Origin of the sequence: Peribacillus deserti, assembly GCF_016909175.1 — a bacterium.
GTDB lineage: Bacteria > Bacillota > Bacilli > Bacillales > DSM-1321 > Paraperibacillus > Paraperibacillus deserti.
Genome location: NZ_JAFBFI010000002.1, coordinates 332,801 through 353,821, shown reverse-complemented (window position 1 = coordinate 353,821; position 21,021 = coordinate 332,801). Strand labels below are relative to the sequence as shown.

Here is a 21,021-nt window from a genome sequence, read left to right as displayed (position 1 = left end):
AAATATTGTTTCGGATTGCGGGGGTATTTTATTGGAAAAGAATGAGCAGTATCTAAAAGCGAAAAAAAGAGTTCAGAACCTCAAAGCTTTTTACCTGCATGCAGCCGTTTATGTTCTCGTAAATATTATGCTTCTTTTTATTAATTTAAGTTCCGATGCAGGGAACTGGTGGTTTGTATACCCGCTTTGCGGCTGGGGAATTGGATTAATTGTACATGGTTTATCGACTGTAGTATTTGGAAATTTCGGCTCAGAGTGGGAAGAAAGAAAAATAAAAGAGTATATGAATAAACAAGACTAATTGAATATATGCTTCTCGTAGTCAGTTTTCTGCTTATCTGTACCGGTTACAAGTGCCAAAACGAAAAAAGCTTCCGAAAATGGCAGAACACCTCCTTAGCGGGAGGTGTTCTTTAAATAAATTTTTAAAGTCCGCTGAACGTAAACAAACTCGTTAAGGTTCTAATTTTCTCGTCGTAGAATTATCGACACTTGCAAATTCAGCTCCGGTTTTGCCTGAAGATCCAGCCTGGTGACGGGCAGCTTCTGCCTGGTTGTCACAAGTAGCAGAAGCATCCATGCCTGGTACAGCCTCTTGGTTCTCAAGAGATTGATTTACACATGAATTAGATTGTATCTGGTTTTTCTCTGCCATTATTCTTCACCTCCAGACTATTAATGTAACCAAGTGCATGTTTCTTCATTAAAGCTTATTAATAAAGGAATATTCAGGAAAAAGTATGCTCATCTATATCTCTTTATGATCCACTAAATTCTCTGCTTCTTAGCAATATCAAGTACCGCGGAAACCCAAATCCCCATTTGTAGAATCAGCACTAACAGAGGATTGAATTCGCTTTCTTGCTTGTCGTGCAACTAAAATTGGCGCACTATCGAAGCAGGCTGCATAACCGGTTGCGAATAATAGGTCAGGATTAGCAGTATCGTCTTTTTTGTGGTTAGAAGGGAAATCGATGATTGCATAGTTCTGGCATACGGAAAAATTTCCACTACCATAAATATAGGACTCGCAAATTAAAAAGGACCTTAAAAAGGTCCAGTATATACTACATATCATGGTGGGCATGATGCTTTTGTCTTGAATGGTTGCGGTTTTTAACTTTATGTGACCCGCTCATCGGTTCCGGCTGGGTTGAATTAATATTATCAGGTGCATTTCTTCGTGCATTTTTTTTAGTCATAATCTTTTCAGCCCCCTTACTCTTAGATTGCATAAATAACACTGAGTTTATACGATATGAATGCGGGCTCTCGAAGTATAAATTATTTCCTTCCGTACAATCTAAGAAAGGAATCTTTGATACAGGAGGAATAACGATGGATAAGTATCCTTATCATAAAGATAAACAGCAGGCATTCCAGGCAGCCCAGCAAGGGGTAGAGCAAGCGAGGGATGAAGCCAGCGGAGTAGATTATCGCAGCGCTGATTTTGGAACTCAGGTCAAGGCTTTAAAGCAGGAAGTAAATGAAGCATTTCAGCAGATTGAAAATGCTTTAGAAGTAGCATCGGAACACCAGCGGATTCAACTGAAACAATATCAGGAAGAATTGCACCAGATAATGAAAGAAATAGAAGAAATGGAGTAAAAAAGAAGCTGATTACAGAAATCTTGTAATCAGCTTTCTTATTTAAAAGGATTTTTTACCGAAAATAAATATTCAGTTATTTAATCGTTTTCAAAATAAATATGTTAAAATAATGTTTAGATTCTGACTATAAGTTAGATATCTGTTGTAACATGGGCTGAACCTTGGGTTAACCGCTGAACAATAAGTTTTCCTTATGTTAATCAATAACATACTTCTAATTTACTTATTGGCAAAAGAGGAATAATATAATAATGTAAAGTTGCTAGAAACATGGTTCGAATTTTTCGACATTATTCTAGAAATCACTTATTATTAAAGAGACTGGTTATACAATGGACCGTCCTATGTACAATTAACTATTAAACTATTGAATGTTTCGAATCAAAAAGGGGTGTTTGATTAATGGCAAAGAAAGATATTTTTCAATCACGCAGTTCATTTGAGGTAAATGGAAAGCGCTATAATTACTATCGTCTAAATGCATTGGAAGAAGCTGGAGTTGCAAAGGTTTCTAATTTACCGTACTCCATTAAAGTACTTTTGGAATCTGTACTAAGACAAGAAGATGGATTCGTTATTAAAAAAGAGCATGTTGAAAACTTAGCAAAATGGGGAACAGACGGGGTCCAGGAAGTGGATGTTCCATTCAAGCCGACACGTGTAATTCTTCAAGATTTCACTGGTGTGCCAGTTGTAGTTGACCTTGCTTCTATGAGAAAAGCAATGGCAGACCTTGGCGGCGACCCTAATAAAATCAATCCAGAAAAAACTGTGGATCTTGTTATCGACCACTCTGTGCAGGTAGATAGAGCTGGTTCCATGGATTCATTAAAATTTAATATGGACCTTGAATTTGAACGTAATGCTGAACGCTATCAGTTCCTTAACTGGGCACAAAAAGCATTTGACAACTACCGCGCAGTTCCGCCGGCAACAGGTATCGTTCACCAAGTTAACCTTGAGTTTTTAGCAGATGTTGTTCATGCTGCAGAAGGTGAAAATGGCGAAATAGAATTGTATCCGGATACATTAGTTGGTACCGATTCCCATACTACCATGATCAATGGTCTTGGAGTATTAGGATGGGGTGTAGGCGGTATTGAAGCAGAAGCAGGCATGCTTGGACAGCCTTCTTACTTCCCCGTGCCAGAAGTAGTGGGTGTTCGTTTTGTTAATGAACTTCCTAATGGAGCGACTGCAACGGACCTAGCATTAAAAGTTACTCAGGAACTTCGTAAAAAAGGAGTAGTCGGTAAATTTGTCGAGTTCTTCGGACCTGGAGTTTCTTCATTACCGCTTGCAGACCGTGCAACTGTTGCAAACATGGCTCCCGAATATGGAGCAACTTGTGGATTCTTCCCGGTTGATGAAGAAGCCATTGCTTACCTTCACCTGACTGGCCGTGATGCTGACCACATTAAAGTTGTAGAAGAATACTGCAAAGCTAATGGCTTATGGCTGACTCCAGACATCGAGCCTGTATATACAGACGTCGTAGAAATTGACCTTGCTCTAATTGAAGCCAACCTTTCTGGTCCTAAGCGTCCGCAGGATTTGATCCCTCTTTCAGAAATGCAGTCTTCTTTCCGAAAAGCTGTTGCGGCTCCGGCCGGAAACCAGGGCTTTGGACTAGAAGCAGCTGATCTTGATAGAGAGGTTGCTTTCAAATTGAATAAAGAAGAAGTTACTATGAAAACTGGTGCAGTGGCTATTGCTTCCATTACGAGCTGTACCAACACATCTAATCCATATGTACTGGTAGCTGCTGGTCTTCTTGCTAAGAAAGCGATTGAAAAAGGCCTTGAAGTTCCTGCATATGTCAAGACATCTTTAGCTCCAGGATCTAAAGTAGTAACAGGCTATCTTCGTGATTCCGGACTTCAGCCATACCTTGATAAATTGGGCTTTAATATTGTTGGTTACGGATGTACAACTTGTATCGGCAACTCCGGACCGCTCGAGATGGATGTTGAAAAGGCGGTTGCAGATTCAGATCTTCTTGTAACTTCTGTTCTTTCAGGAAACCGTAACTTTGAAGGACGGATTCATCCTCTGGTTAAAGGTAACTACCTGGCATCACCGCCGCTGGTTGTTGCTTATGCACTGGCAGGTAATGTAAACGTCGATCTTCAAAATGATGTAATCGGGAAAGACCAGGTTGGCAACGATGTATTCTTGAAGGACATCTGGCCGACAAAAGAAGAAATCAGTGAAGTTGTCAGCCAAACGGTTACTCCTGAACTTTTCCGTAAAGAATACCAAAATGTGTTCCAGGACAACGAACGCTGGAATGAAATCCAAACTAATAATGACTCTCTCTATTCATTTGATGAGCAGTCTACGTACATTCAAAATCCTCCTTTCTTTGAAGGCCTTTCTCCGGATCCGGAAGATGTTAAGCCTTTAAATGGATTGAAGGTAGTTGCTAAATTCGGCGATTCTGTAACAACTGACCATATTTCACCTGCTGGAGCGATTGGCAAGGATACTCCTGCTGGCCTTTACCTTCGTGCAAACGGAGTAAAACCACGTGACTTTAACTCTTACGGATCACGCCGTGGTAACCACGAAGTCATGATGCGCGGTACTTTTGCCAATATCCGCATTAAAAACCAGGTTGCTCCTGGAACAGAAGGCGGATATACTACTTACTGGCCTACCGGTGATGTAATGAGCATCTATGATGCATGTATGAAATATCAGCAGGACGGAACAGGACTTATTGTTCTGGCCGGCAAAGATTACGGAATGGGTTCTTCACGTGACTGGGCAGCAAAAGGTACGAACCTTCTTGGAATCAAAACGGTTCTTGCAGAAAGCTTTGAACGTATTCACCGTTCAAACCTTGTGTTAATGGGTGTTCTGCCTCTTCAATTCAAAGCAGGAGAAAACGCTGAGACACACGGATTGACTGGTAAAGAAACGATAAATGTCCAATTAGACCAAACTGTAAGGCCTCGTGATCTGCTGAAAGTTACTGCAACGGACGAAGCTGGAAATACAAAAGAATTTGAAGTCCTAGTTCGTTTTGACAGTGAAGTAGAAATCGAGTACTACCGTCATGGCGGTATTCTGCAAATGGTACTTCGCCAAAAACTTCAAGAGACTGCAAAGACTGAAGCTTAAGATCTGCCAAATGAAAGGCCTCCTCATGTGAGGCCTTTTTTGATTGAGCTTTTGTGTTCATTTTTTTTAAAAATAAAAAAATATTATAGATATTAAAGAGAATTGTCTATAATGGTAATAACGAGCATAAGGGGGGAACAAAATGATTAAAAAGGTTCTTTCAGCTATCGTATTGCTGCTGCTCCTTTCTGTAGCAATCGTTCAGGCGATGGACAACAAACAAGAAAAGGCATCTCCCGGAATCGAAGAGGGAAACTCTGCTCCCGATTTTGAATTAAAAACTCTCGAAGGCAAAAGTGTGAAGCTCTCTGACTACCGTGGTAAAAAAGTGATGCTCAATTTCTGGGCAACCTGGTGTCCGCCATGTAAAAAAGAAATTCCCGAGATGGAAGAATACTCAAAACAAATGGCTGATGATCAAGTCATTTTAGCTGTAAATATGGATCCCGCAGCAGATGTAAAAGGATTTGCCGCCAAAATGGGAATGACCTTCCCCATATTGCTGGATTCCGAAAACGAAGTAAACACAACCTATAAAGTCATTTCCATTCCAACTACATACTTCATTGACAGCAATGGCGTGATCAAGAAAAAAATCTTGGGTGCGATGACTAAAAAAGATATGACGGAACAAATGAATGCTTTAAAGTAAAAGAAACCAGGCGCGAAGGTGCCTGGTTTCTTTTGCGTTTAGTGTTAGACAAATAAAGTGAGTCATGTGCAGAGTTTATGTAAGGAATTTCTCTGGGCTGAAAGCGGAGTATTCCAGATTTTGTAATGGAAATTAACTTCACGCGAGAGATCCAGATTTTCGCGAGTTTTGAAATTTCGCGCTGAAACCTAAATTTTTCGCGCAGAACATAATTAAATCGCTCCGAGGCTTATTCCCTCGCACAGCCATTCCACTTAACTCGTTTTCGTTTAAAACTCTATACTTCGTTCCATGTTGTGGATTTTCCTCCAAGGGGATTAAGGTTCTTCTGGTGGCGGTAAGCGAAATATTAAAACAAATTTTAATTCTTGTCATAATTTTAAGTTTATTTGGACAAAATGGTAAGAAAAGAATAGAAAAGGTGAAAATTATGAAGAGAAGAAGAAAATTATCATTTGATGAGCTGGTTAAGGAAAATAAGCGGGAATTGCTGAAAGATGATAAAGCAATGGAGCGTATTGAACAGCGCCTGGAAAGACGGCATTTGGAAAAGGCCGAATAACCAGTTTTTATCTATTATGAAATCTTCCCTCCTCTGAGACACTAAAAGAATAGAGGAGGGATTTTTTAATGAGTAATCCGAAAAGAGATTCTAAACATTTTGTTCCAAGTCACCTCGGCACACAACCGCGTGGTTTCAGCGGGAATAACGGAAGAAAAATGCAGGACAAGTCAGGAAAACATGCACAAGTGATTCAAACTAAAGGTGAATAAGAATAAACCGAGCTGATATACTTTTTGTCCCTGTCTTTGGCAGGGACTTTTTATTTATTAACATAATGTAATTATGGTGGATAATATTCATGAAGAGCTGTAATAAGCTGAATGCAGGGAGGGTATTGTGATGACTTTTAATAAAAGTTATCCGGATGATCGCAGTGATAATGTAGAAAAGCTTCAGGAAAAGATACAGAATACTTTAGAGAATATAAGTGAAGCAGAAGCAAGTATGGCTTTTTCAAATGAAGTGGAGCAGCAGAGAATTTTAGAAAAAAACCAAAAACGGGAAGAATCGATTCAATCTATGAGAATAGAAGCCAAAGAAGAGGCGGCTGCCAGGAAGAACGGCTACAAGTAAGGTATTTTTTGCGAAATATGGCGGAAAATATGCTAAGATAAAGGGTAACTCCCTAAATGGGGTTACCTTGTTTTCGTGCTCTTTTTAAAATGTCCACGAGAAGTAAATTGGTGTTGGAAGAAGTGACATAAACATGATTACAGAAAATGATAAAAAACATATAGAAAAACAAATCGTATTATTAACCCAAGAAGCTGATGAAAAAGGGTATGTTCAAAATTACTCCAGAATTTTCGGTCTGCTGGAGATGCTGGAAAGTACAGCTTCAGCATCTGAAGAGTCGAATCTCCTTAAAAGTGAGCTGTTTAGTCTCTTAGCGCTGACTAGAAAAACATTAGTTGGGGAGGACAAGCTGTTTAAGGCATGGACGAGTGCAGCAATAGAGTATAACCGGAAAAATCCGCTGGCAAACAGGCTTCTGGCAGAAACTAAATGGAAACAGTACAGTGATCTTTTTGACGGCTATTCTTTTCCGCACATTAGGGAAACCGACAATCGTACTTCCAAAAAGAAAATGGCGGACGAATACATTGATACATGCCGTAAAATTCTGGATACAGCTGTTGAGGCAGCTGAGGATTTACGTGAAGCGGAAAGCCTTATGGAAAAAGAGTCTCAGCCTCAATTATCGAAAAGATATAAAGACCTTCTTTCTGCTGTCACTGAGATAGAAGCAGAAGTAACAGGACTCTTGCATGCAGCTCTCGATTATGAAGCATCGATAACAGGTGTATTCCATACCGCTGTTCATTTTAATGATGTAAAAAATCATTTAGAAAAATTTGATGAGCTTAAAAGCAAATGGCGCAACTTTTTTAGGGAAGATGCAGCAGAAGTGACAACAGAAAGCTCCATGAAGGAACTAAATGATTTAGTTGGCCTAACGGAGGTTAAAAAACGGATTAATGATTTCTATATTTACTTACAATATCAGAAGAAAAGAAATGAATTAGGTTTCATTTCAAAAGATGAAATGAGCCTCAATATGGTTCTAACGGGGAACCCTGGTACCGGGAAAACAACGCTGGCAAGATTATTTGCCAAGATATTCAACGAGCTAGGTGTACTGCCAAGGGAAGAAGTGATTGAAGTTGATCGCTCTCAATTGGTAGGAGCATATGTTGGGCAGACAGAAGAAAACGTTAGAATGGTTGTCGAAAAAGCTCTCGGTGGTGTACTTTTCATTGATGAGGCATATGCACTTAGAAGGTCAGACTCATCAGGAAGTGACTTTGGACAGACAGCTATAGATACGCTGGTTTCCCTGATGACAAATAGTGAATATGCCGGAAAATTTTCAGTTATACTTGCTGGGTATCCAGAGGAAATGCGCGAATTTTTAAATACCAATCCTGGGCTCCGAAGCCGGTTTCCATTTTCTAATCAATTTGATCTACCTGATTATTCAGAGTCAGAATTATTACAGATTGCCCATCAAACCGCGGCTGATAATGATTATGTGATTACTGCCGAAGCAGAGACTGAACTTGAGAAACGGATTGAAAGAGAGAAAGTCGACGAAACATTTGGTAATGCTAGAACCGTGCGCACTCTGGTTATGGAAGCTATCTTTAAAAAAGGCTCCAGTCTTGAACATATAGAGGGGCATAATCTGCTTCAATTCACTTCTTTAAGTAAAACCGATTTTGCAGCAAACTATATCGGCCACAGCACCAGCCCTAAGAATGGATTAGATCAGTTGATCGGCCTTGCTGCGATCAAAGACGAGATGAAGGCAATTGAATCCTTTGTAAAACTGCAGCAAATTCGAAGAGAAAGAAATCTGCCTGTTGTACCTGTGCAGCTTCATGCTGTTTTTTCTGGAAATCCGGGTACTGGTAAAACCACAGTAGCAAAACTGTATTCAGAAATCTTAAGAGATTGCGGAATGCTGAAGCGAGGGCACTTAATCACGGCAAGCAGGGCTGATTTCGTTGCAGGCTATGTTGGCCAGACGGCAATAAAAACGAAGAAGAAAATTAGAGAAGCTCTTGGCGGCGTACTATTCATTGATGAAGCTTATTCATTGTTAAGCGGGTCAGAAGGTGACTTCGGAAAAGAGGTTATTGATACTCTAGTGGATGAAATGACTAAGCATAATGAAAATCTGGTTGTCGTGCTAGCCGGGTACCCAGATGAAATGAACCAGCTTTTAACCATGAATCCTGGTTTAAAGTCCCGGTTTAAAAAGTTTATTCATTTCCCTGATTATTCCTCGTCCGAACTCATGGAAATTATAACGGCTTATGCCGAGTCTTTTCAATATGAATTATCAACGGATGCCAGAGAGTACTTGACCAGCTTTCTTCATACACATAAGGTACAGGGAAATGCCAGATTTGCGACAAATTTAATAGATGAAGTGATCCAGATTCATGCATATCGGGTTATGTCATTGGAAGATCCTGATAGCATAAATCCGGAGTTAGGTAAGCTGCACAAAGAAGATTTTATAAAAACGTTAGAGAGAAGAGAAAGAGGCGAAAGGTAAAATGTTAGTATCGGAAAAGAAAATAGATGTACGCTACGGGGAAACTGATCAGATGGGTGTTGTCTACCATGCCAATTATATTGTATGGATGGAGCTAGGGAGAACACAGCTGATCCAGGATCTTGGCTTCAAATATGCAGATATGGAGGAGGCTGGCATCCTTTCTCCAGTTACTGACATTCAAGCTTCCTATAGAAAACCTGTGCGTTATCCTGAAACAGCCACTGTAAAAACTTGGATTGAAAAATATGATGGTATCCGTGTTACGTATGGATATGAAGTGTATAATGCCGCAGGAGAGCTTGCATTAACAGGGTTTTCTTCCCATGTATGTGTCAAAGCTGAAAATTTCCGCCCCATTTCTGTAAGAAAGAAATTCCCAGACTGGCATGAAGCATATGAAAAGAATAAGAAAAACGAAGCTTAATGCAGCAGAGAGTTTCATGAAGAAACTCTCTTTTCTTTTAGAGGAGGGCTAGAATGGCATTTGGTATAAAACGAAAAGATATAGAAAATTGGAAGCTCAAAATAGATCAAGGGGAAATTGCCTTTCTAACTCATTATTGGCTTGATGATCGCTTTCCTGGCTGTAATACGGTCACGAAAGCGGGCTGCAGCGATTTGGACAAGCTGGCAGATTGGGGTAAGAAGTATGGTCTGCAAAGAGAATGGATTCATATTAGAAATGAAGGATATCCACATTTTGATTTATTTGGTGATCGACAGAGGGACATATTAAAGGCCGAAGGAATAGAAGAACCTCTTTTAAATAAAAAGTAAGCAAGGAAAGCCATTATCTGATAATGAAATGGCTTTTTTCTTGTTTTGTACACTATGTTGTTATACGATACAGTTGTGGATAATTTGTATATCGCGTGACGATATAGCTGTGGATAGGAGGATTACAATGAGAAAATCTGAACTATTAAAAGGCATAACAGAAATGGTTATTCTTACTTTTTTGCAGTCCAAAGACATGTATGGGTACGAATTAACAGAAAAAATAGAGAAGGAGAGTGAAGGATATCTTAGAATGAAAGAAGGTACACTCTATCCGGCGCTAAAAAAACTAGAAGGAAGAGGATTAATCCAAAGTTACTGGAAGGAGTCTCGAGAAGGTCCAAGAAGAAAGTACTACCATCTGACTGAAGAAGGTAATAAAGAATTAAACGATCAAAAAAAAGAATGGAGCTACTTTCAGAGCATGTTGATCAAGCTCCTGTTTTACAGCGGGTAATTCATGAATAATCGTGCGAAATAAATCCGAAGCATGCATTTTGTAAAAAAACAGCATAAAACAACAATAGATGTTATGAAATAAATTCGAGCATAAAACAGCAAAAAAAGGAACCAGAACTGCGAGTTCCTTTTTTGCTGTTTTGATCGCAGGCAGCCCCATGGCATGTGCTTACATGAATCAGCTAATCTCTGTTGACATGATTGAATAGAGAAGAGCTCTTGTTCACACTCCTGTTTATTACTTATCTGTTTTCATGGAGCCTCTTGCTTTCCTAATGAAAAGCCTTCAAAAAGCCTGCCTCCAAATGGTTCTAAACTAGCATCAGCCAAGGCGATGATGGCACTCTTTTCTCCTGTTCTATAATACTTTTCAAAAGCTTCAAAAAATGCACCGGCGACTTCAGGATTATAGTTTTGCAGCGCTTTCCAGATCCACTTTGAGCTTCCAGCCCATTGGCCATTGGTCCGCAATATAAATTCGTGAAGTATCTCAGAGAGCTTTCCAGCAATAAATATTTCTTCTTCGCGCTTCTGTGTGCCTATTAAATCAAGCAGTAAATCGGTTAACATATATCGTTTCGAATCAATGGTAACAGAATCCCAGGGTTTTGGACCTTGAGCCAGAATTGCACCGGCCTCTTCTTTTAGTTTTGGAATGGAAGGACTGTTTTTCAAGATTATTCCTTCTGCCACCATGCGGGGAAGTGAAGGTCTGCCGCGTTCACAATCACTGACAAAGTACTTTTTATAAGAAGAACAGGTATGTATGAAGGCTTCTATCATCCATTCTCCATCATAAAAGGATTCTCTATACTCATTTTGAAGCGATGGTATGTAGATAAAGAGATCAAGATCAGAAGTAGGAGTGGAGTCGCCTCGGACAACACTTCCTGCCAGCAGTGCTGCTTCACAATCTGGAAACTGGGAGTTTACGAAGGAGGCAGCCGCGATTAATGGATCAGTTTTCATACTCTCACCCTTTCAAAAAAAATTCAGACGGTGTATGCCGCCTGAATTATATTATAGAAGAATGAAGGTTAATTGCCATAAGATATTTCTGGCTCATTAAATCTTTCATTAAAATTAATGATTAAATCGTGATTATCAAAGTACCATAAGTCACTTTCTTCTACAAAAAAGGTAATCCCGTTTTTCACAGCAGAAGCTCCAAGGTTAATAGGTTCATCATTACTGAGGCCAAGAGAAAACCCGCTTTGTACGGTACTGCACCCGCCATACCGAGCCATAAAACGGACAAAGCCGCCTTGTTTCAGATTCATTTCTTCAGTGTACCATTTAACTGCTTCATCACTGATTTTAATTTCCATTTTAAAATAACTCCTTCCGGCAAATCCTCAAGTTCTTAGTATAGTGTATACAGAGATAAATATCGAATACGCCGCTTCGGGATGTTCAGGTGGATTCATACTGCCCTATACCATTTGTTTTATAAAAACAAGAAATTCAAAACAGGGATTTCTGATGCTGATCCGTTCAAAATCTCTTAACGGTACAAATGGAATGGGACGAACCACATTTTATTAAACGGAAGATTATGGAGGAGATAATATTTCCTCCATTTCAAAGGAAAGATACCTGGGCATAACCTTGGAGGTATACTTGTTAACGGCTGATTATGCAGGAGGAGGCTGGATGAGGCGGAAATTTTAGCTGTGCACCTTGTTTGTGATTATGCAATAATCAGGAATTCTTTTAGGAGTTGAAAATAGGGGTTCAAAAGATGAAATGCCCTCTCATGTCTTCCATGCAGGTGCTGGACGGTTCATTTCATATAATAATGGAAGCAGCACATGGCTGCTTCCATTATTTTGCCCATTGAGACATATGCGCCATGGTTTCTGTGTAAGATTCCGGCTTTTTGATGAGACCCATTTTTTCCGCCTGTGATAGCGGGAGAACTCGAAAATTCTTTCTGTTCTGGCTGGTAACATAAGTTGGAATAAAACTAAAGCTGTCAACCGATACTTGCTTTGACTTGTTTCTTACTTTTTTAGTTACCTTTACGGTTAAGATACCGCCAATATCTTTATAATCTCTGATTTGTCCTGACAAAAAATTCCCCAGTGAGTAGATGACGAGTGTTTGTTTTCCATTCGCTTTTACCCATTGAATCGGCTGGAGAACATGAGGGTGGTGGCCGATAATTACATCTGCGCCTGCTTCAGCCATCCTTTCAGCCCATCCTTTTTGTTCCTGAGAAGGCAGGCGCTGATACTCTGTCCCCCAATGGGTGCTGACAACCACTACATCGGCAAATTTCTTTGCATATGCTATATCTTTTACAACGGAATGGATGTCAAATAAATCAACTATATATGGCTTGTCTTTTGGCAGGACATTTCCGTTTAAGCCATATGTGTAAGCAAGGAAGACAAAAGAGATTCCATTTCGGGACATAATGCGCAGGGACTTACTATCCTCCCAATTTTTATAGGCACCAGTGTAGGGGAGTTCCAGCTTATTATAATGGCTGATGGCACTCAATAAGGCTTTTTCTCCATGATCCATAGAATGATTATTTGCTATGGTCACTATATCCACTCCGGCTCTTTTTAACGTATCTCCAACTTCATATGGACTATTAAAGGAAGGATACGATGAAAGGCCGAGTTTTTCGCCACCGATCATGGATTCCTGGTTGGCTACCAGCACATCTGGCTTTTGTAAGTAAGGCATAACAGGCTTAAACATTTTATCAAAATCATAAGTTCCTTTACGATATGCATCCTTATATACAACATCATGAATCAGAACATCACCAATGGCACCAAGAGTTGCGCTTGTTTGATAGTTCTTCGTTTCTAATGAGCTTCCCCGCGTGCTGAGACTAGTAAAGCGGCCGCTGCTGTTTTCCGGCCGATTGCTTTTTTTGTCTATGTATAATATGGAAGTAGAAATCAGAACGATAAGGAACACACATACAATTGCACCGGTTATATAGTTTTTTTTCATCTATAACACCTGCTTTTAGACTAGTTTATATAATAATATATGGATTTGAGACAGGAATATATAATTTTTTATGTATTTCATTGGAAGATTACAAGCATGTTGTGTAATCATGTGGATAAAATAAAGGAGGAGAGATTTCATCTAGAACTGGGCTTGCCTGATTATAATTACAGTTAGGGGTTGGATATATGCTGCGCTGGCTGCCTGCAGGTTTCTGGCTGTCGCTTGTTTGCTTTGTTTTCATGCAATGGACCGCTGTGCCCGTTATTGCGTATTTTACGGATCGTCCAGCCCATGTAATGCTGGGTGCTATGATTATCATCCTTGTCATTTATCCGGCTTATTTCGTTTGTTCACTTCTTTATTTATATAACGTAAAGAAGATAAAACAGGAAGAACTGATAGTCACAGCATATTTTCTTATTATTCCTCTTTTCTTATATTTCCCAATATTTCACTTACTATGAATCATACGACATAAATCTTATGGAAATTTTTCAAAGATCAATAGGATTTCTAGCTGGTTTCTTTTTAAAGAAAGGCTGTTTTCGCAAACTTTGTCGCTATCGAACAAGGAGGTTGATTTCCTCTCCAGGATGCTCGCTTTCCGCGGGGCGGGCGGTGAGCCTCCTAGGCTTTGCCTGCGGGGTCTGACCTGTCCCGCTGCTCCCGCAGGAGTCTCGCACCTTACGCTCCAATCAACCTAATTTAACAATGAGATGACTTTGTAAAACTTATTAAATAACAACAATCTTTAAGAAAGGAGCCTAAAGAAAAAACAGATAGATTCAATCTACCCGTTTTTTGGAAAGCCATTTAATTTTCGGTTCAGTTCCATTCTTGATTCTGCCGAGATTTGCTCTATGTCTGTAGATGATAAATATGGCTAGAACCGATACTACGATAATCAAAGGAATATCTCGGATGATGATCGTATAAATTAAGGCACTAACAGCGGTCAAAATAGAAGAAAGCGATACGTATTTCGTTATGTATAAGCAAATAAAAAAGATAGCTAAAACCATTATAAACATTAAGGGAACATAGCCGAGGATTAATCCCCCTGAAGTGGCAACCGCTTTTCCGCCTTTAAACCCTGCGAATATAGGATACATATGTCCCAATACGGCGAATACTCCTGCCAGCAGAGGATGAATCTCTACACCCAGAAGAAGGGGTAGAACTGTAGCAAGCGTTCCTTTCAGGATATCCATCAAGGTGACGATCATACCCGCTTTTTTGCCAAGAATCCGGAACGTATTGGTTCCCCCGAGATTACCGCTTCCGTGCTGCCTAATATCCGTTTTATAGAAGAGCTTCCCGATAATCAGCCCAGAAGGAATAGAGCCGATCAGGTAAGCCAGTACCAAAACAACTATTGTCATATCTTCTAGCCCTTTCTAGCATAATGTTTTTTTATTTTACCATGAGTTTAATAAAAATCCATTAATTGTTGATGCAATATTAATTTTTTTCTAAGTTTAGAGTAGCAGAAATCGCTCCTGGAACAATCCGCGAAAACAAGGGAAAAATAAGGGAAAAAGAGTCATTATCTGGAAAAGGGGTATAATAAATGGGCAGTACCAACTGGCTGGGAACAAAAATTTCACTGGAGGGGATGAAAGAAATGAATATAGAAAATCCGTCGCGTGAAGAGATAGGCAGAATATTAAAGAAGGCTAAGCGCATAGCGGTTGTAGGACTGTCGGAAAATCCTGAAAAAACATCCTACATGGTATCCGAAGCCATGCAGAGAGCTGGATACGAGATTATCCCCGTAAATCCAACTGCAGCGGAAGAAATTTTAGGGGTTGCGCCTGTAAAGACTTTAAAAGAAATTGAAGGACATGTTGATATTGTTAATGTGTTCCGCCGGTCTGAATACCTTCCCGGAGTGGCAAAGGAATTTGCGGAGATCGATGCTGATATCTTCTGGGCCCAGCTTGGACTTTATAATCAGGAAGCCTATGATTTTCTGAAGGAAAAAGGATATACGGTCATCATGGATCGCTGCATTAAGGTTGAGCATGCGATTACAAAATAAGCGGCTGTTAAAGGGAGCAGATTTGACTGCTCCCTTTTGTTATGCATAAAAAAAGTGATATACTTACCAGGGCAAAGTGAAGGACAACTGCATATATTCCGCAAATAAGAGAAAAACTTTAACTTGAAAATATTGGAGAAACCATTTTACAATCAGGAAAGAATAAGCGGCTAATGCAGCCTGAATCTATTTAATTTTTAAACGCTTATTTGCCAAATGTGAAATAACCGCTAAAATGAATGTGAGATGCCAGCAGACAAAAAAGAAGACCTGGCGGGATAAAATAGAAATAAAATACGAACATTTGTTCTTTTTCAGGATTTGTTTTATAATAAAAGAATCAACTAAACAAAAATCCATTATAGAAAGAATACAAGGGTTTTTGTGATTTAGAACGGCTTCGTGTGTTTAGAAAGGGGATTTTCAGTGTCAAGAAATGCTAAACAAATTGAATATAATGATGATGCGATCCAGGTACTCGAGGGCCTTGAAGCGGTTAGAAAAAGACCCGGAATGTATATTGGCAGCACGGATACGAGAGGACTTCATCATCTAGTCTATGAAATTGTAGATAATTCTGTAGACGAAGCACTGGCTGGCTACGGAAATCATATAACGGTAAAGATTCATAAAGACAATAGCATTTCAGTGGAAGATAAAGGCAGAGGGATGCCTGTCGGAATGCATAAATTAGGAAGACCCACTCCAGAAGTTATTCTTACTGTCCTTCACGCAGGCGGCAAATTTGGACAGGGAGGCTATAAAACAAGCGGAGGGCTCCACGGGGTAGGCGCCTCTGTTGTTAATGCGCTCTCCGAATGGCTCATCGTTACGATTAAAAGAGATGGCTTTGTTTATCAGCAGCGTTTTATTAACGGCGGAAAGCCGGAGACTACGCTTGAAAAAGTAGGCAAAACAAACCAGACGGGTACAACCATTTACTTTAAGCCGGATCCATCCATTTTCTCAGCAACAACTTATAATTATGAAACTTTATGTGAACGGCTGAGAGAGTCTGCCTTTCTGTTAAAGGGAATGAAAATAGAATTAGTAGATGAGCGTGACCGCCTTCGTGAAGTGTTTCATTATGAAACAGGGATCCAAGCCTTTGTTGAGTATTTGAACGAAGAAAAAGACACTCTGCACAAGGTAGTAAGCTTAGAAGGAGAGCAAAACAGCATAGAAGTGGATTTTGCCTTTCAATTTAACGACGGATATTCTGAAAATATCCTCAGCTTTGTTAATAATGTAAGAACAAAAGATGGCGGTACTCATGAAGTGGGTGCCAAAACGGCTATGACCCGTGTTTTCAATGAGTACGCGCGTAAAATGGGGTTATTAAAGGAGAAAGATAAGAACCTGGAAGGCTCTGATATACGCGAAGGACTTTCAGCTATTGTTTCGGTAAGAATACCTGAAGAACTCCTGCAATTTGAAGGACAGACAAAAAGCAAGCTTGGGACAAGCGAAGCGCGTTCCAGCGTAGATGCTATGGTTTCTGAACATCTCGCATACTTTCTAGCCGAGAATCCTGATATCAGCTCCTTATTAATTAAAAAGTCAATTAAAGCTTACCAGGCCCGGGAAGCAGCAAGAAAAGCACGTGAAGAAGCCAGGGGAGGAAAAAAAAGAAAGAAAAATGAAGCCATCCTGTCCGGGAAGTTAACTCCGGCTCAGTCCCGCAATCCGCAAAGAAACGAGATATACCTGGTTGAGGGAGATTCTGCAGGCGGGTCGGCCAAACAGGGCCGTGACCGGCGTTTTCAGGCTGTTCTTCCGCTTAGGGGCAAGGTAATCAACACAGAAAAAGCAAAGCTTCAGGACATATTTAAAAACGAAGAGATTAATACAATAATCCATGCGATCGGCGGGGGAGTCGGTCCTGAATTCAGCGTAGAAGACATTAATTATGACAAAGTCATCATTATGACAGATGCTGATACGGATGGGGCACATATCCAGGTATTGCTGTTAACGTTCTTCTACCGCTATATGAAGCCGCTGTTTGAGGCTGGCAAGGTTTACATCGCACTTCCGCCTTTGTATAAGGTATCTAAGGGTGCCGGCAAAAAAGAAGTAGTGGAATACGCCTGGAGCGATGAGGAGCTCCAGGGGGCTATGAAGAAGGTCGGCAAGGGATATATGATCCAGCGCTATAAAGGTTTAGGTGAAATGAATGCTGATCAGCTTTGGGAAACGACAATGAACCCCGAATCAAGAACGCTGATCCGTGTGAGGATCGATGATATCGCTAGGGCAGAAAGACGGGTTACAACCCTGATGGGCGATAAAGTAGAGCCGCGCCGGAAATGGATTGAATCCAATGTTGCCTTTAGCTTAGAAGATGAAACGAACATACTTGAAAATGAAAATATCCACGTTGAAGAGGAGGTCCAATAATTATGTCATCAGTAGAAAAATTCCGCGACCTCCCGCTTGAAGATGTACTTGGAGACCGATTTGGACGATACAGCAAATATATTATTCAAGACCGGGCACTGCCTGACGCACGGGATGGGCTAAAACCAGTACAAAGAAGAATTTTGTTTGCCATGCATGAAGAGGGAAATACACATGATAAAGGTTTCCGTAAATCAGCAAAAACGGTTGGCAATGTAATAGGTAATTACCATCCGCACGGAGACACCTCCGTTTATGATGCTATGGTAAGGATGAGCCAGGACTGGAAGCTAAGAAATGTGTTAATCGAGATGCACGGAAACAACGGAAGCTTAGACGGAGATCCGCCGGCTGCCATGCGTTATACAGAAGCCCGTATTTCAGCCATTGCTGGAGAGCTGTTGCGTGACATTGACAAAAGGACCGTCGATTTCATTCCTAACTTTGACGATACTGCAAAAGAACCTGTTGTTCTTCCTGCCATCTACCCTAACCTTCTGGTAAACGGTTCTACCGGAATATCAGCAGGCTATGCAACAGAAATTCCCCCTCATCAGCTCGGTGAAGTGATTGATGCGGCAACGATGCGGATTGACAATCCCGGCTGCTCAGTTGAAGATTTAATGACTGTCATTAAAGGACCAGATTTCCCAACGGGCGGTATTATTCAGGGAGTCGATGGCATCAAAAAAGCTTATGAGACGGGTAAGGGTAAAATTATCATCCGAGGAAAAGCAGAAATTGAAACAATCCGCGGCGGTAAACAGCAGATTGTGATAACTGAAATCCCATATGAAGTGAACAAAGCTAATTTAGTGAAAAAAATGGATGAATTCCGTCTAGACCGCAAAGTGGAAGGTATTTCAGAAGTGCGCGACGAAACGGATCGTACAGGCCTCAGAATTGTTGTCGAGCTCAAAAAAGAAGCGGATGCTGAAGGTGTGCTAAAATACCTCTACAAGAACAGTGATCTGCAGGTGCCTTATAATCTCAACATGGTTGCCATCTATAAAAAACGGCCGACTTTAATGGGCTTGACCCAGCTGCTGGATGCCTATATTGACCACCGGAAAGAAGTTATCATCAACCGCTCGCGTTATGAGTTAAACAAAGCCTTAGACCGGGAGCACATTGTCCAGGGTCTGATGCGTGCTCTTTCCATTTTGGATGAAGTAATTGCTGCCATCCGGGCTTCCAAGGATAAAAAGAACGCTAAGGAAAATTTGATGCAGCAGTTTGGTTTTACTGAACCACAGGCAGAGGCTATCGTTTCTTTACAGTTATACAGACTAACAAATACTGATATTACGGCGCTTCAGCAGGAAGCTGATGAGCTGAAACGAAAAATTGAAGAACTGAGAGCCATTCTTGAAAGCGAGAAGAAACTGTTCTCTGTTATCAAAAAAGAACTGAAAGAAGTCCGCAAGCAATTTAATGATGTGCGCCGAAGCAGGATTGAACAGGAAATAGAGGAGCTGAAAATCAATCTTGAGGTGCTGATCGCAAGTGAAGACGTTATGGTCACGGTTACGAAAGAAGGATATGTAAAGCGTACAAGCCTCCGATCGTATTCTGCCTCTGGCGGCCAGGATTATGGGATGAAGGACTCCGACCGCCTTCTATCCATGTTTGAGATGAATACAACAGATGTTCTTCTTGTATTCACGAATAAAGGGAATTACCTCTATTGCCCAGTCCACCAGCTTCCGGATGTACGCTGGAAGGATACTGGCCAGCATATTGCGAGCCTTGTTCCGATTAATCGGGAAGAACAAATTATTAAAGCGATCCCAGTACGCGATTTTGATAAACCAGAATTTCTGTTATTCTTTACGAAAAATGGAATGGCTAAAAAAAGCGAGTTAAGTTTATATAAAGCTCAGCGCCATTCGAAGCCGTTGGTCGCTATTAATTTAAAAGCCGGCGATGAAGTGGTGGATGTCCATATAACCGACGGCTCTAAAGATGTATTTCTCGCTACACATTTTGGACTTTCTTTGTGGTTTAATGAAGAAGAGATTAATATAGTCGGGGCCCGGGCAGCAGGTGTGAAAGGCATTAATCTGAAAGAAGGGGATTTTGTCACAGCAGGCAAAATTATAGATTATCCCGATAAGCAGAGCATAGTCATATCAACTCAGCGTGGTGCTGTAAAACGGATGAAGCTTAAGGAATTTGAAAAGTCCTCACGTGCCAAACGAGGCGTAGTAATGCTCAGGGAGCTTAAATCAAACCCTCACCGGGTAATTGGTGCAGTCGTTGCCAAGGATGATACGGTTATTTATCTTCTTACTGAAAAAGGTGTATTAGAAAGTACAACAGCTTCTTCTATTCGATTCAATGACCGGTATACAAACGGATCATTCATTATTGATGAAGTGGAAAACGGAAAAGCAATTGAAATGTGGGCAGAGCATCCTGATAAGGACTCTGGAACTCAATAACTCCTAACTGACCCGGCTTATAGCCGGGTTTTCTTTTTGTCATAAACCTGAAAAGACATGTAAAATAGAAAATAGTTAGAGTGAAGGAGCTGTAATAAATGGAGAAAGAAAATGATTTGTTATTCTTTCAAAATAATATTGGCTTGGAGAAGCCGAATAGCATGGTGAACCGCAAAACAGATTGTCCTTTTTGTAATCGGGAATCTTTGACAGATATTTTGGACCAAAAAGGTCCCATTCTGTACCTTAAAAATAAATTTCCTACCTTAAAAGATACCTTTCAAACCTTAATCATTGAAACAGATGACTGCCATGCAGATATATCTACCTACAAAAAAACACATCTATTAATTCTGCTGGAATTCGCTATAAAAAAATGGGAAGAAATGATACATACAAAAGAGTACAAATCGGTTATTTTTTATAAAAATCATGGACCTTTGTCTGGCGGCACCATACATCATCCGCATATGCAGATTGTAGGGCTCAAATATGCCGATTATAACAAAAAAATATTGAACCAGTACTTTGCCGGCTTACCCATAGCAGAGGATGAGGAGATTGTGTTTAATGTATCCACCCACCCCATTATGGGTTTTGTCGAATTCAACATTATATTAAAAAACAAAAGAAGACTCGATACATTTGCGGATTTCCTTCAGATCACTGCTCATTATATTCTTAATCATTTACATAAAAGCTGTAACAGCTATAACCTGTTTTTTTACCACCGGGAGGGGGCCATTATTTGTAAAGTTGTCCCGAGGTTTGTAGCTTCTCCTTTATTTATCGGGTATTCTCTTTCGCAGGTATCTAATAATTTGGAAGAAACGATAAAAAAGATCCGCACTCTATACCACTTATAATGTTTATATTTTCTCACCCTTATAATTTGTCGCTATC

The 21,021-nt window shown here is 40.3% G+C and carries 22 protein-coding genes; 16 read left to right on the top strand and 6 right to left on the bottom strand.

Going from position 1 to position 21,021, the window contains the following annotated elements:
• The first annotated feature begins 31 nt into the window (after nt 1–31).
• Complete coding sequence (locus JOC77_RS03865) at nt 32–301, top strand: 2TM domain-containing protein (RefSeq protein WP_204538838.1); 270 nt, start codon at nt 32–34, stop codon at nt 299–301.
• Between the two features lie 153 nt (nt 302–454).
• Here the strand turns inward: JOC77_RS03865 and JOC77_RS03860 are convergent, their stop codons facing one another.
• Together JOC77_RS03860 and JOC77_RS03855 are read right to left on the bottom strand one after the other, a co-directional pair.
• Nucleotides 455–655, bottom strand: a complete 201-nt coding sequence (locus JOC77_RS03860; protein WP_204538836.1) for a hypothetical protein — start codon at nt 653–655, stop codon at nt 455–457.
• A 412-nt stretch (nt 656–1,067) separates the two neighbouring features.
• Entirely contained in the window at nt 1,068–1,202 is a 135-nt protein-coding gene (locus JOC77_RS03855; protein WP_204538833.1) for a small acid-soluble spore protein P, read from the bottom strand.
• A gap of 136 nt (nt 1,203–1,338) precedes the next feature.
• Between JOC77_RS03855 and JOC77_RS03850 the strand changes: the two genes are divergently transcribed.
• The 10 genes from JOC77_RS03850 (at nt 1,339) to JOC77_RS03805 (ending at nt 10,255) form a co-directional block, all read left to right on the top strand.
• On the top strand, nt 1,339–1,608 hold the full coding sequence (locus tag JOC77_RS03850) for a hypothetical protein (RefSeq protein ID WP_204538831.1): 270 nt from the start codon (nt 1,339–1,341) through the stop codon (nt 1,606–1,608).
• Between the two features lie 405 nt (nt 1,609–2,013).
• A complete protein-coding gene (acnA, locus tag JOC77_RS03845; RefSeq protein ID WP_204538828.1) occupies nt 2,014–4,737 on the top strand; it encodes an aconitate hydratase AcnA in 2,724 nt (907 codons plus the stop codon).
• A 142-nt stretch (nt 4,738–4,879) separates the two neighbouring features.
• A complete protein-coding gene (locus tag JOC77_RS03840; RefSeq protein WP_204538825.1) occupies nt 4,880–5,389 on the top strand; it encodes a peroxiredoxin family protein in 510 nt (169 codons plus the stop codon).
• A 430-nt stretch (nt 5,390–5,819) separates the two neighbouring features.
• Nucleotides 5,820–5,951: an FbpB family small basic protein gene (locus JOC77_RS03835; protein WP_204538822.1), complete on the top strand. Its 132-nt coding sequence runs from the start codon at nt 5,820–5,822 to the stop codon at nt 5,949–5,951.
• A 68-nt stretch (nt 5,952–6,019) separates the two neighbouring features.
• Nucleotides 6,020–6,163 carry an acid-soluble spore protein N gene (locus JOC77_RS03830; protein WP_204538819.1) on the top strand — a complete coding sequence of 48 codons (144 nt, stop codon included), beginning with the start codon at nt 6,020–6,022 and terminating at the stop codon, nt 6,161–6,163.
• Nucleotides 6,164–6,293: 130 nt separating this feature from the next.
• On the top strand, nt 6,294–6,527 hold the full coding sequence (gene tlp, locus JOC77_RS03825; RefSeq protein ID WP_204538816.1) for a small acid-soluble spore protein Tlp: 234 nt from the start codon (nt 6,294–6,296) through the stop codon (nt 6,525–6,527).
• Between the two features lie 133 nt (nt 6,528–6,660).
• Nucleotides 6,661–9,018: an AAA family ATPase gene (locus JOC77_RS03820; RefSeq protein ID WP_204538813.1), complete on the top strand. Its 2,358-nt coding sequence runs from the start codon at nt 6,661–6,663 to the stop codon at nt 9,016–9,018.
• Between the two features lies 1 nt (nt 9,019).
• Nucleotides 9,020–9,445: an acyl-CoA thioesterase gene (locus JOC77_RS03815; protein WP_204538810.1), complete on the top strand. Its 426-nt coding sequence runs from the start codon at nt 9,020–9,022 to the stop codon at nt 9,443–9,445.
• 53 nt (nt 9,446–9,498) lie between these two features.
• Nucleotides 9,499–9,798 (top strand): hypothetical protein, encoded by a 300-nt coding sequence (locus JOC77_RS03810; RefSeq protein ID WP_204538807.1) that lies wholly within the window; start codon nt 9,499–9,501, stop codon nt 9,796–9,798.
• Between the two features lie 127 nt (nt 9,799–9,925).
• Nucleotides 9,926–10,255 carry a PadR family transcriptional regulator gene (locus tag JOC77_RS03805; RefSeq protein ID WP_239558573.1) on the top strand — a complete coding sequence of 110 codons (330 nt, stop codon included), beginning with the start codon at nt 9,926–9,928 and terminating at the stop codon, nt 10,253–10,255.
• A gap of 254 nt (nt 10,256–10,509) precedes the next feature.
• Here the strand turns inward: JOC77_RS03805 and JOC77_RS03800 are convergent, their stop codons facing one another.
• The 3 genes from JOC77_RS03800 to JOC77_RS03790 all read right to left on the bottom strand — a co-directional run bounded on the left by JOC77_RS03800 (nt 10,510) and on the right by JOC77_RS03790 (nt 13,230).
• Nucleotides 10,510–11,226 (bottom strand): nucleotidyltransferase domain-containing protein, encoded by a 717-nt coding sequence (locus tag JOC77_RS03800; protein ID WP_204538803.1) that lies wholly within the window; start codon nt 11,224–11,226, stop codon nt 10,510–10,512.
• Nucleotides 11,227–11,294: 68 nt separating this feature from the next.
• The gene (locus tag JOC77_RS03795) at nt 11,295–11,585 is read right to left on the bottom strand and encodes a HesB/YadR/YfhF family protein (protein ID WP_204538800.1); all 291 of its coding nucleotides are present in this window, start codon (nt 11,583–11,585) and stop codon (nt 11,295–11,297) included.
• Nucleotides 11,586–12,081: 496 nt separating this feature from the next.
• On the bottom strand, nt 12,082–13,230 hold the full coding sequence (locus JOC77_RS03790) for a CapA family protein (protein WP_204538797.1): 1,149 nt from the start codon (nt 13,228–13,230) through the stop codon (nt 12,082–12,084).
• A gap of 188 nt (nt 13,231–13,418) precedes the next feature.
• Here JOC77_RS03790 and JOC77_RS03785 point away from each other — a divergent pair, with 188 nt between their 5' ends.
• Nucleotides 13,419–13,697 (top strand): hypothetical protein, encoded by a 279-nt coding sequence (locus tag JOC77_RS03785; protein WP_204538794.1) that lies wholly within the window; start codon nt 13,419–13,421, stop codon nt 13,695–13,697.
• Nucleotides 13,698–14,018: 321 nt separating this feature from the next.
• Here the strand turns inward: JOC77_RS03785 and plsY are convergent, their stop codons facing one another.
• The gene (plsY, locus tag JOC77_RS03780; protein ID WP_204538791.1) at nt 14,019–14,615 is read right to left on the bottom strand and encodes a glycerol-3-phosphate 1-O-acyltransferase PlsY; all 597 of its coding nucleotides are present in this window, start codon (nt 14,613–14,615) and stop codon (nt 14,019–14,021) included.
• Nucleotides 14,616–14,857: 242 nt separating this feature from the next.
• Here plsY and JOC77_RS03775 point away from each other — a divergent pair, with 242 nt between their 5' ends.
• The 4 genes from JOC77_RS03775 to JOC77_RS03760 all read left to right on the top strand — a co-directional run bounded on the left by JOC77_RS03775 (nt 14,858) and on the right by JOC77_RS03760 (nt 20,984).
• The gene (locus JOC77_RS03775; RefSeq protein WP_204539199.1) at nt 14,858–15,274 is read left to right on the top strand and encodes a CoA-binding protein; all 417 of its coding nucleotides are present in this window, start codon (nt 14,858–14,860) and stop codon (nt 15,272–15,274) included.
• A gap of 426 nt (nt 15,275–15,700) precedes the next feature.
• Nucleotides 15,701–17,674 (top strand): DNA topoisomerase IV subunit B, encoded by a 1,974-nt coding sequence (parE, locus tag JOC77_RS03770; RefSeq protein ID WP_204538788.1) that lies wholly within the window; start codon nt 15,701–15,703, stop codon nt 17,672–17,674.
• 2 nt (nt 17,675–17,676) lie between these two features.
• The gene (gene parC / locus JOC77_RS03765; RefSeq protein ID WP_204538785.1) at nt 17,677–20,118 is read left to right on the top strand and encodes a DNA topoisomerase IV subunit A; all 2,442 of its coding nucleotides are present in this window, start codon (nt 17,677–17,679) and stop codon (nt 20,116–20,118) included.
• Nucleotides 20,119–20,216: 98 nt separating this feature from the next.
• Nucleotides 20,217–20,984 (top strand): DUF4931 domain-containing protein, encoded by a 768-nt coding sequence (locus tag JOC77_RS03760; protein WP_204538782.1) that lies wholly within the window; start codon nt 20,217–20,219, stop codon nt 20,982–20,984.
• Nucleotides 20,985–21,021 lie beyond the last annotated feature (37 nt).

Bases quoted from the DNA above. Each gene is read 5' to 3' on its own strand.
- JOC77_RS03860 (WP_204538836.1), bottom strand. From the start codon at position 655: ATGGCAGAGAAAAACCAGATACAATCTAATTCATGTGTAAATCAATCT.
- JOC77_RS03855 (WP_204538833.1), bottom strand. From the start codon at position 1,202: ATGACTAAAAAAAATGCACGAAGAAATGCACCTGATAATATTAATTCA.
- JOC77_RS03850 (WP_204538831.1), top strand. From the start codon at position 1,339: ATGGATAAGTATCCTTATCATAAAGATAAACAGCAGGCATTCCAGGCA.
- acnA (WP_204538828.1), top strand. From the start codon at position 2,014: ATGGCAAAGAAAGATATTTTTCAATCACGCAGTTCATTTGAGGTAAAT.
- JOC77_RS03840 (WP_204538825.1), top strand. From the start codon at position 4,880: ATGATTAAAAAGGTTCTTTCAGCTATCGTATTGCTGCTGCTCCTTTCT.
- JOC77_RS03835 (WP_204538822.1), top strand. From the start codon at position 5,820: ATGAAGAGAAGAAGAAAATTATCATTTGATGAGCTGGTTAAGGAAAAT.
- JOC77_RS03830 (WP_204538819.1), top strand. From the start codon at position 6,020: ATGAGTAATCCGAAAAGAGATTCTAAACATTTTGTTCCAAGTCACCTC.
- tlp (WP_204538816.1), top strand. From the start codon at position 6,294: ATGACTTTTAATAAAAGTTATCCGGATGATCGCAGTGATAATGTAGAA.
- JOC77_RS03820 (WP_204538813.1), top strand. From the start codon at position 6,661: ATGATTACAGAAAATGATAAAAAACATATAGAAAAACAAATCGTATTA.
- JOC77_RS03815 (WP_204538810.1), top strand. From the start codon at position 9,020: ATGTTAGTATCGGAAAAGAAAATAGATGTACGCTACGGGGAAACTGAT.
- JOC77_RS03810 (WP_204538807.1), top strand. From the start codon at position 9,499: ATGGCATTTGGTATAAAACGAAAAGATATAGAAAATTGGAAGCTCAAA.
- JOC77_RS03805 (WP_239558573.1), top strand. From the start codon at position 9,926: ATGAGAAAATCTGAACTATTAAAAGGCATAACAGAAATGGTTATTCTT.
- JOC77_RS03800 (WP_204538803.1), bottom strand. From the start codon at position 11,226: ATGAAAACTGATCCATTAATCGCGGCTGCCTCCTTCGTAAACTCCCAG.
- JOC77_RS03795 (WP_204538800.1), bottom strand. From the start codon at position 11,585: ATGGAAATTAAAATCAGTGATGAAGCAGTTAAATGGTACACTGAAGAA.
- JOC77_RS03790 (WP_204538797.1), bottom strand. From the start codon at position 13,230: ATGAAAAAAAACTATATAACCGGTGCAATTGTATGTGTGTTCCTTATC.
- JOC77_RS03785 (WP_204538794.1), top strand. From the start codon at position 13,419: ATGCTGCGCTGGCTGCCTGCAGGTTTCTGGCTGTCGCTTGTTTGCTTT.
- plsY (WP_204538791.1), bottom strand. From the start codon at position 14,615: ATGACAATAGTTGTTTTGGTACTGGCTTACCTGATCGGCTCTATTCCT.
- JOC77_RS03775 (WP_204539199.1), top strand. From the start codon at position 14,858: ATGAATATAGAAAATCCGTCGCGTGAAGAGATAGGCAGAATATTAAAG.
- parC (WP_204538785.1), top strand. From the start codon at position 17,677: ATGTCATCAGTAGAAAAATTCCGCGACCTCCCGCTTGAAGATGTACTT.
- JOC77_RS03760 (WP_204538782.1), top strand. From the start codon at position 20,217: ATGGAGAAAGAAAATGATTTGTTATTCTTTCAAAATAATATTGGCTTG.